This is a genomic window from Nocardia sp. NPDC060220, assembly GCF_042727815.1.
GTDB lineage: Bacteria > Actinomycetota > Actinomycetes > Mycobacteriales > Mycobacteriaceae > Nocardia.
Genome location: NZ_JBHWZY010000240.1, coordinates 1 through 8559, shown reverse-complemented (window position 1 = coordinate 8559; position 8559 = coordinate 1). Strand labels below are relative to the sequence as shown.

Genomic DNA, 8559 nt, shown 5'->3' with positions numbered 1-8559 from the left:
GATCCTGGACAGATAGGCGTCCAGATCGAGCTCGGCACCCTGCCAGCCGTGATCGTCGGGCACTACGTCGGTCATCGCATCCTCGCTCCGGTCGGTGTCTTCTCGCACAACCGCGGTTCGCCGAACCTTGTTCCCGCGTGTCTCAGGCCGCGCACTTCGCGCCCGCGGGGGCCGCGGGCGCGGTGACCGAACCGTGCTCGACATCGACGACATAGTCGATGACCTGCGGCGCGAGCGGCTCGGTTCCCGCGAGCAGGCGCAACACCACACATCCGCCCTCGAACAGCGCGGGTCCGACCGAGTGATCACCCGCGACGATGGCGCCGGTCAGGTCACGCCCGCTGACCACGGTGTAGAAGGAGAACGCTTTCTCTGCCGCGGTCAGCGCCGCGCGCAGTTCCACACTGGTCGCGAAGGGCACGATGGCGTCGGCGGTGCCGTGGATCAGGAAGGCCCGGCGCATAGTCAGCCGGTCGGCGAGCAGCGCGGGCGAACGCTCGATGTAGGCGAGCGGGCAGATCATCGGCGCGCAGCCGCCCGCGTCACGTTCGATCTGGCGGGGCAGTGCGGGATCCACCGAGCCACCGGCCGCCCACATCGTGAAATCGTCGGAGGGGCCGTAGTTGTCGACCCAGTAGTCGAACAGCCCGGGCGGCCCGTGTGCCACCGCGAGCCCGCTGGTGATGCCGCCCTGACTCCACCCCCACAGCACGGTGGACGCGATAGCGGGATGCTCGCCGCGATACCACTGCGTGGCTGCCACCAGGTCGTGCCAGCCCGTCCACAGGTTCCAGTCGCCGGTGCGCCACGCTCCGTCGGCGCTGCGCAGATCCATGAGCAGAATCGGCGACCCGCCCGTGCGCGCGAGCGCGGACATATACGGGGCGAAATCGGCCGACGACCCACCGTGCCCGTGCACCGCGACCACCAGCTTCGTGGCCGCGATATCGCCGGGAACACAGCGAAACGGCTCGTATACGCGCCCGGTCGCACGCTCGCCGTCCACGGTGATCGCGACCTGTCGCAGGTCGACACCCGGTGCGCACGGCGGTTGCCCGTGCGGGGCGGGTCCGACCGCGGCCGATATCGCGACCAGCAGCGCGCACACCGCCACGACGACCCCGACCCGCTTCATGTCGCGATTGTCCGCCACCGGCGGACGGGGGTCCAGCACATCGTCGCGCGTTCCCACGCCGACACGGCACGGTCCCCGCGGCCCCCACAGTGCAGGGGTTGCGGGGACCGCCGGAACCCACGTGTCGGCGTGGATCCGTCCGTGGTGACGTCAGCGCAGCGCGACCTCCGACCCGCGATGCAACAACACCGGCGCCGTCTTGCTCGCGGTGTCGGCGTTGATTCCCTTGGCGGCCGGATTCGCCTGTTCGAGTTGAGGTTTGCGATCCAGCAGCGTCTTGGTCAGCACGCAGGCCAGGTTCGCGTCGAGATCGTCGCGCACCACGAGCAGGTTGGGCACCACGATGGTCGGCGCGTCGGCGGGCAGCCCATAGGTGGCGGCCGGGATCGAGCCCGTCTCGTAGACCGGGTTGATCTGCTTCAGTTTCGGCAGCACACCGGTGATGTCGAGGAAGCGGACCTTGTCCTCGGCGGTGGTGAACAGGTCGGTGATGCCCGGCGTCGGCAGGCCACCGGACCAGAACATCGCGTCGATGGAGCCGTCCTTGAGACCGTCGACGGTCTTGGTCAGGTCGAGGCGCTGGGCGGCGACGTCGCTGTCGGGGTTGAGCCCCGCGGCTTGCAGCACGCGCTGGGCGATCACCTCGGTTCCCGATTTGGGTGAGCCGGTGGAGACCCGTTTGCCGCGCAGGTCGGCGAGGGAGTTGATGCCGGCGTCGGTGCGCACGATGACCTGGGTGTAGTTGTCGTAGAGCCGGGCCAGTGCGCGGATCGGCTGCGCGCTGGTGAAGCTGCCCGTGCCCGCGACCGCGTCGGCCGCGGAGTCGGCGAGCGAGAAGCCGACCTGATAGGTACCGCCGACCACCTGCTGGATGTTCTGTACGGAGGCGCCGGTCTCGGCCGCGGTGGCCTTCACGGTCCCGCCGGTGGCGGCGGAGATCTGCTCGGCGTAGGCGTTGCCGAGCGCGAAGTACACGCCGGTCGCGTTTCCGGTGGCGATGCCGATCCTGGTGTCCTGCTTCACTGCACAGGTCACTTCGCCGCCCGCGTCGGCGGTCGGGGTGTCCTGCCGGCCACCGCAGCCGGTGAGTAACGCGGCGGCCGCGACCACCGCGACAATTGTTCTGACCATCAGGTCCCCTTCCGTCGACGGCCAGGCCGCCTGCCGATTCCCGCGGATCACGGTGTGTCCGTGGATGTTCTGTTCGCCCGGTCGAGAAGGCCCGCCAGCACGGCGACGACCAGCACCCCGAGTCCGAGCCCGGTGGCGACCGGATTCGGGTACAGCAGAATCAGTCCCGCGCCGGCGGCGATGACGCGCGGGATCGGGCCGATCGCGCCGATTCCGAACAGCCACCCGCCGGTCGCCGCCGCCAGCGCCGCGACGCCGACACAGGCTGCCGCGCTGACCCACAGCACGTCGAGCACCGCACCGCGGCCGAGCAGATGCTCCCCGGAGTCGGTGAGCACGAACATCAGCGGCACCAGGAACGCGGGCAGCGCGTACCGCAGGGCGTGCCACATCGTCGGCATCGCCTTCGCCCCGGTCACCGCGGCCGCGCCGACGGCGGCCAGCGCGGTCGGCGGCGTCACCTCCGAGAGCACCGAGAAGTAGAAGACGAACATTGCGGCGGCGGGTGCGGCGACGTGCAGGTCGAGCAGCGCGGGCCCGATGATCACCCAGCCGATGACGAACGACGCCGTCACCGGGACCGCCAGACCCAGCAGCGACAACGCGATCGCCGCCAGCACCGCGGTGGTCGCCAGCACGACGGCGGGATCGTCCGACAGCGCTGATCCGGCCTTGACCAGCAGTGCGGCCAGTTGCGCACCGAGGCCGGTCTTGGTGGTCATCGCGGTGATCACGCCCGCCGCCGCACACACCGCGACCACCGGCAGCGCCGAGCGCATCCCGTACGACAGCGAGCGCAAGGCTTCGATCACGAACTGCCCCACGCTCTTGCGTGACCAGCGGTGCCCCTCCGCTCGCACCGAGCCGCCCTCAACTGATTCCGTCGTGCTCTGTTCAGCGGGCGTTTTCGTGAGATCGGTGGCCGAGGCCGCATCGGTCGCCGCGGCACTGCGCAGCATCCGGTCCGGGATCGCGAGCAGCAGCGCGAGCGCCGTCGCGTACACCACCGCGCGGGTCGCGCTCACGTCGGCCAGCAAGAGCACGACGATCACGATCAGCGACGAGAAGTGATACCCGAAGCGTCCCAGCAACTTCCACCACGGCGTCGGCAGCGGACCGTCGGCCAGATCTACGGGCGCCCGCCCGTCCGCGTGGATCCGGCGGGCGTCGATCTCGACCGACAGCAGGATGCCCAGATAGTACAGCAGCGTCGGGATCAGGGCCCACCCCAGCACCGTCACATACGACACGTCGAGATATTCGGCGACGATGAATGCCGCCACTCCCAGCGTGGGCGGCGACAGAATCGCACCGACGCCCGCCGCCGCGAGCATCCCGCCCGCCTGTTCGGGCCGGTAACCGGCCTTACGCAGAATCGGCCAGGTCACCGCGCCGGTGCTCACCGCGGTCGCGGTTCCCGAGCCCGAGACGGTCCCGAGCAGGAATCCCGACGCCACTGCCGTGCGCCCTGCCGCGCTGTGCGAGCGCCGGAACAGTGACACCGACAGATCGACGAAGAACCGTGCCGCACCGGAGAATTCGAGTACCGCTCCGTAGAGCGTGAACAACACGATGTAACTGGCGGCGACGTCGAGGGGCGTGCCGTAGAAGCCGCTGCCGGAGTTGTACAGCGCGTCGACGATCTGATCGACGTCGAGGCCCGCGTGCGCGATCGACCAGTCCTGCGGCAGCAGACCGCCGTAGTACCCGTACCCGAGGAACACCAGACACACCACCGGCAGGATCACCCCGGTGGTGCGTCTGCACGCCTCGAGCACGAGCACCAGCAGCAACCCACCCATCACGACATCGAGCGGCGCGAGCATCCCTTGCCGATCGAGAAACGCGTCGTATCCCCCACCCGCGTCACCGATTCGAATCGGCAGCACCGGATACAGACACACCACCAGGGTGATCGCCGCCAGTACCCAGTCGAGCACGGAGGGTCCGTCGGCCCGATCGAGCGGACCCCACCACGACCGATAGCTCAGATACACCAGCGGCAGCGCGACAGCCAGAAAGATGACCAGGTAGTACTGGCTGCCCTGCGCCAGCGGCCGAAACACCTGCCACACCGACAGCAGCGCGAGCCCGAGCGCGACGCCGCCGACCAGCCGACCGGGGAATCCGGAGAGCACCCGCGCGGGCCGCTCCTCGTCGTCCACCCCCAGCTCAGCCGCAGTGACAACCGGTGGCGCTGCGTTCATGAGCGGACGATAGCAACGAGATTCACGGCCGGTGACGAAATCGACAACCGGGCAGTCTGTACAAAATGGACACTACGCGGGTGGCGCTCACCGCTGTGTGGTCCCACGATCCACTTCCGCACCTCGGCGCAGCGCGAAGGTGGCGCCCGCTGCGGCGGCGGCCGCGACAACGATCGCGAATACCGTGGTGGCCGTGGCCAACCCCGCCGCATCGCCGAGAAAACCGGTCGCCAGCGGCAACACCGCGGCGGGGAGATAACCGCCCACGTTCTGCGCGGCGTTGGCCTCGGCCAGCCGATCCGGCGGCACCGCAGATCCGATCGCGGTCAAACCGCCGAGTTGCCCGAGCCCCTGCCCCATCCCGGCCAGCACCGCGGCGATGCCGAACACCGGCACCGCCGCCGTCGCGACCGCACCGATCAGCGCGACCGCACTCCCCACCGTCGCCACCGAGCTGCCGAGCAGGATCACGCGAATACTCCTGCGCCGCACCGCGAACTGGATCCCCGTCGCGGCCAGGAACATCACGAAGGCCAGCGCACCCGCGACGACCCGATTCGCCGATCCGAGCATCCCGAGAACCGACGGGCCCAGCGACAGGACGAAGGACGTGGCCGTGATGCCGGGGGCGAAGGCGACAATCCCGAGCAGCACCGCCGTCCTGCCCCGCGCCGGTACCGCGGGCACTCGGATCCACGGACCGCGCCCGCCCACACCGCTCGGCAGATCCAGCCGCGACACCACGACGAAAGCCACTGCCAGTAGCGCGATTTCGACCACGAACACGGTCACCGTCGCACCGGGCGCGGCCTCCGACAAGACCCCGGCCAGCAGCGGACCGAGACCGGCGCCCAGCACCATAGCCACCGAAGCCGCCAACGCGCCTTTCGCCGAGCGCTCTCGGCCCGCGATATCGGTCACCGCCGCCATCCCCGCCGAGACCGCACAGCCCACCGCGACGCCGGTGAGCAATCGCGCCAGCGCGAGCACGAGAACCGAACCGGCGCAGGCGAACAGCACGCAGGCCACCATCGCCAGCACGATCGCGGGCAGCAGCACCGGCTTACGCCCCACCCGATCGGAGACCACGCCGGCGACGGTCAGCGCCCCGAGCAATCCCGCGATGTAGCAGGCGAAGACGAGGGTGAGCGTGCCCGAGGAGAATCCCATCTCCCGCTGCCACACGACGTAGAGCGGCGTGGCGGCGTTCGAGAGGACGAACACCGCAAGGACCGGCCACGCTGCCGCCCAGATCGCCCCATCGCGCACCCGTGGCGCCGCTGCCTGGATCGTCATGCCCACTCCTTAGTTCGACTTATCTCGTACCAGTACGACAGAAGTCGAACATACTCAGTACGATAAGATTCGTACAAGCCCCGACCTGAAGGTGTCCCATGCAGGCAACGACCGAAGCCGAACGACTTCCCGAGCCACCGCGCGCCGACCTGCGCCTCGATGTCGTCCTCGGCGCACTCAGCGATCCGCTCCGCCTCGGCATCGTGCAGAAGCTGCTCACCGAATCCCCCGACCTCGACCGCCCCTGCGGCTGGTTCGGCATCGACCGCCCCAAGTCGACCCTCACCCACCACTTCCGCGCCCTCCGCGAAGCGGGCATCACCCGTCAGCACCGCTACGGCCTCGAACGCCGCAGCCAGGTCCGGGTAGCCGACCTCGACGCCCGATTCCCCGGCCTCCTCGACCTCGTCCGCACGTGGCGGGCCGAATAACCCGTGGTTCCAGGCCGAACCGGCGTGGATAATGTCGTGGTGGCCGTGATGCGACGAATCGTGGTGGTGGGGACTTCGGGATCGGGCAAGAGCACGCTGGCCCGCCAGATCTCGCACCGGCTCGACGTCCCGCACATCGAGCTCGACTCGATCCACCATCAGCCGAACTGGACACCGATGGCCGCGCCCGAATTCCAGGCCGCGGTCGCCGAGCGGATCGCCGGGGATGCCTGGGTGGTCGACGGCAACTACCGAGGCAAACTCGGCGATCTGGTGTGGCGACGTGCCGATACGGTGGCCTGGTTCGATCTGCCCCGGTCGCTGGTCATGCGCCAGATCGTGGGCCGGGCGCTGACCGGGCGCGAGCTGTGGAACGGCAACCGGGAGCGCTGGCGCGAGATGATCTCGCTCGACCCGGCACGATCGGTGATCATGTGGGCCTGGACGACCCATGCGAAGAACCGGGCGAGCTACCTTGCGGCACAGCATGATCCGGCATTCCAGGATCTCACCTTCGTCCGACTGGGCTCCCGGCGCGAGGCCGCGGCGTTCCTCGACGGTCTCGCCTGAGCACCACCGCCGACGTAACCCGCTTCGGCTGTCACTGCCCACGCAACCGGGCTTGCCCCGCGATTGTCGGTGCCCCCGCCTACGATCCGCTCATGCTCTCGATCGATACCGCGCAGCGTCGCGCCCGAGTGGCCACCAGGCATCGCCTCGCGCCGTCGGCGCGTTCGACCGACCCCGTGGACATCGCCCGTTCGATGGTGGTTCTGCACGCCACCGATCCGGCGACGGTGTACCTGTCGGTCGGCGCTCGGGGCATCGATCTCACTCCCGCCGATGTCGAGAAGGCGCTCTACGACGACCGGGCCCTGCTTCGCATGCTGGCCATGCGCCGCACGATGTTCGTCGCGCCGACCGAGTTGCTCCCGGTTCTGCAGGCATCCACCTGCGATGCGCTGGCCCACAAGCAACGCCGCACCTACGGCCGCTTCATCGAGCAGGCGGGCGTCGTCGACGGTGACATCTCGACGTGGCTGGCCGAGGTCGAAGCCGAGACGCACGCGGCGCTGCTGACCCGTGGCGCGGCGACCGGTGTCCAGCTGAGCAAAGATGTGCCACGGCTGCGCACCCAGATCGACACCGCCCCCGGAAAGTCCTATTCCAAACCGACGAGCATCACCACCTGGGTACTGGTGGTGCTCGGCGCGGAGGGCCGGATAGTGCGCGGCCGCCCGAACGGCAGCTGGACCAGCAGCCAGTACACCTGGGCCCCCGTGGAAACCTGGCTACCCCAGGGGTTTTCACCGCTGTCCGCCGCCGAGGCCCGCATCGAACTGGTACGTCAGTGGTTGTACGCCTTCGGCCCGGCCCCGATCACCGACCTGAAATGGTGGACCGGCTGGACCCTCGGTGAAGTCCGGAAGGCCCTGGCCGAAGTCGACACAGTCGACGTAGACCTCGACGGCACCCCCGGCCTGATCCTCGCCGACGACCTCACCCCCGTCCCCACCCCCGAACCCTGGGCAGCCCTGCTCCCCGCCCTGGACCCCACCCCCATGGGCTGGCAATCCCGGGACTGGTTCCTCGGCCCCCACGCCCCCGCCCTCTTCGACACCAACGGCAATATCGGCCCCTCCATCTGGGCCGACGGCCGCATAGTAGGCGGCTGGGCCCAACGCCCCGACGGCGAAGTGGTCACCCGCCTCCTCGAAGACGTGGACCCCCACACCCAGAAGCTGATCGACGCCGAAATAGACCGCACCACAACCTGGTTCGGCGACATCCGCGCCATCCCCCGCTTCCGGACCCCCTTACAACGCGAACTCACCGCCTAGCGGCAACAATTTCGGCAATATTCTGCCGATACAGTGCTGTCCGTGGTCGAAGTGGGGCGAAATGACGTTGATCGGCAGAATATTGCCGATCTGATTAGGACAGGCGTATGGCTTCCGACCAACCGGGATAAATTCGGCAATATCCTGCCGATCGGAGGTGTGTTCATGGATGTACTGAAAGACATCGGCGGAAAGATCCGAACGGAGCGCCGCCGCCACCACCTGACTCAGGAGGAGCTTGCCGAAGTCGCGGCTACGTCCACGCGCACGATTCGCGACATCGAACACGGTCGAGGTTCGACCAGCATCGGAACGGTCACAGCAGTGGCCGGCGCACTGGGACTAACGCTGACGGTGACGCCGTGACGGATTTCGGCGCGTTGCGCAGGGTCAGCAGCGCGGACGTCTACAAGTCCGGTCGTCTCGCTGCCGCGCTCGGCAGGACCGCCGATGGTGGCACCGAATTTCGTTACGTGCCTGAATATTCTGGTGATCCCATCGCTTCGACATTGCCACTC

8 protein-coding genes are annotated in these 8559 nt (G+C 68.7%); 4 read left to right on the top strand and 4 right to left on the bottom strand.

Annotated features, from left to right (window positions below):
* Positions 1–142 precede the first annotated feature (142 nt).
* From ACFWF3_RS14895 to ACFWF3_RS14880, 4 genes are all read right to left on the bottom strand, one after another.
* The gene (locus tag ACFWF3_RS14895; protein ID WP_379314103.1) at positions 143–1192 is read right to left on the bottom strand and encodes an alpha/beta hydrolase family protein; all 1050 of its coding nucleotides are present in this window, start codon (positions 1190–1192) and stop codon (positions 143–145) included.
* Positions 1193–1285: 93 nt separating this feature from the next.
* Positions 1286–2266, bottom strand: a complete 981-nt coding sequence (locus ACFWF3_RS14890; protein ID WP_379314102.1) for a TAXI family TRAP transporter solute-binding subunit — start codon at positions 2264–2266, stop codon at positions 1286–1288.
* Between the two features lie 47 nt (positions 2267–2313).
* Complete coding sequence (locus tag ACFWF3_RS14885) at positions 2314–4473, bottom strand: TRAP transporter permease (protein ID WP_378995746.1); 2160 nt, start codon at positions 4471–4473, stop codon at positions 2314–2316.
* A gap of 87 nt (positions 4474–4560) precedes the next feature.
* The gene (locus ACFWF3_RS14880; RefSeq protein ID WP_379314101.1) at positions 4561–5769 is read right to left on the bottom strand and encodes an MFS transporter; all 1209 of its coding nucleotides are present in this window, start codon (positions 5767–5769) and stop codon (positions 4561–4563) included.
* Between the two features lie 98 nt (positions 5770–5867).
* On the opposite strand from ACFWF3_RS14880, the gene ACFWF3_RS14875 reads away from it, so the two are divergent.
* From ACFWF3_RS14875 to ACFWF3_RS14860, 4 genes are all read left to right on the top strand, one after another.
* A complete protein-coding gene (locus ACFWF3_RS14875; RefSeq protein WP_379314100.1) occupies positions 5868–6200 on the top strand; it encodes an ArsR/SmtB family transcription factor in 333 nt (110 codons plus the stop codon).
* Positions 6201–6248: 48 nt separating this feature from the next.
* On the top strand, positions 6249–6770 hold the full coding sequence (locus ACFWF3_RS14870; RefSeq protein WP_379314099.1) for a hypothetical protein: 522 nt from the start codon (positions 6249–6251) through the stop codon (positions 6768–6770).
* Positions 6771–6862: 92 nt separating this feature from the next.
* Positions 6863–8041 (top strand): winged helix DNA-binding domain-containing protein, encoded by a 1179-nt coding sequence (locus ACFWF3_RS14865; RefSeq protein ID WP_379314098.1) that lies wholly within the window; start codon positions 6863–6865, stop codon positions 8039–8041.
* Positions 8042–8083: 42 nt separating this feature from the next.
* Entirely contained in the window at positions 8084–8407 is a 324-nt protein-coding gene (locus ACFWF3_RS14860; protein ID WP_379314097.1) for a helix-turn-helix domain-containing protein, read from the top strand.
* Positions 8408–8559 lie beyond the last annotated feature (152 nt).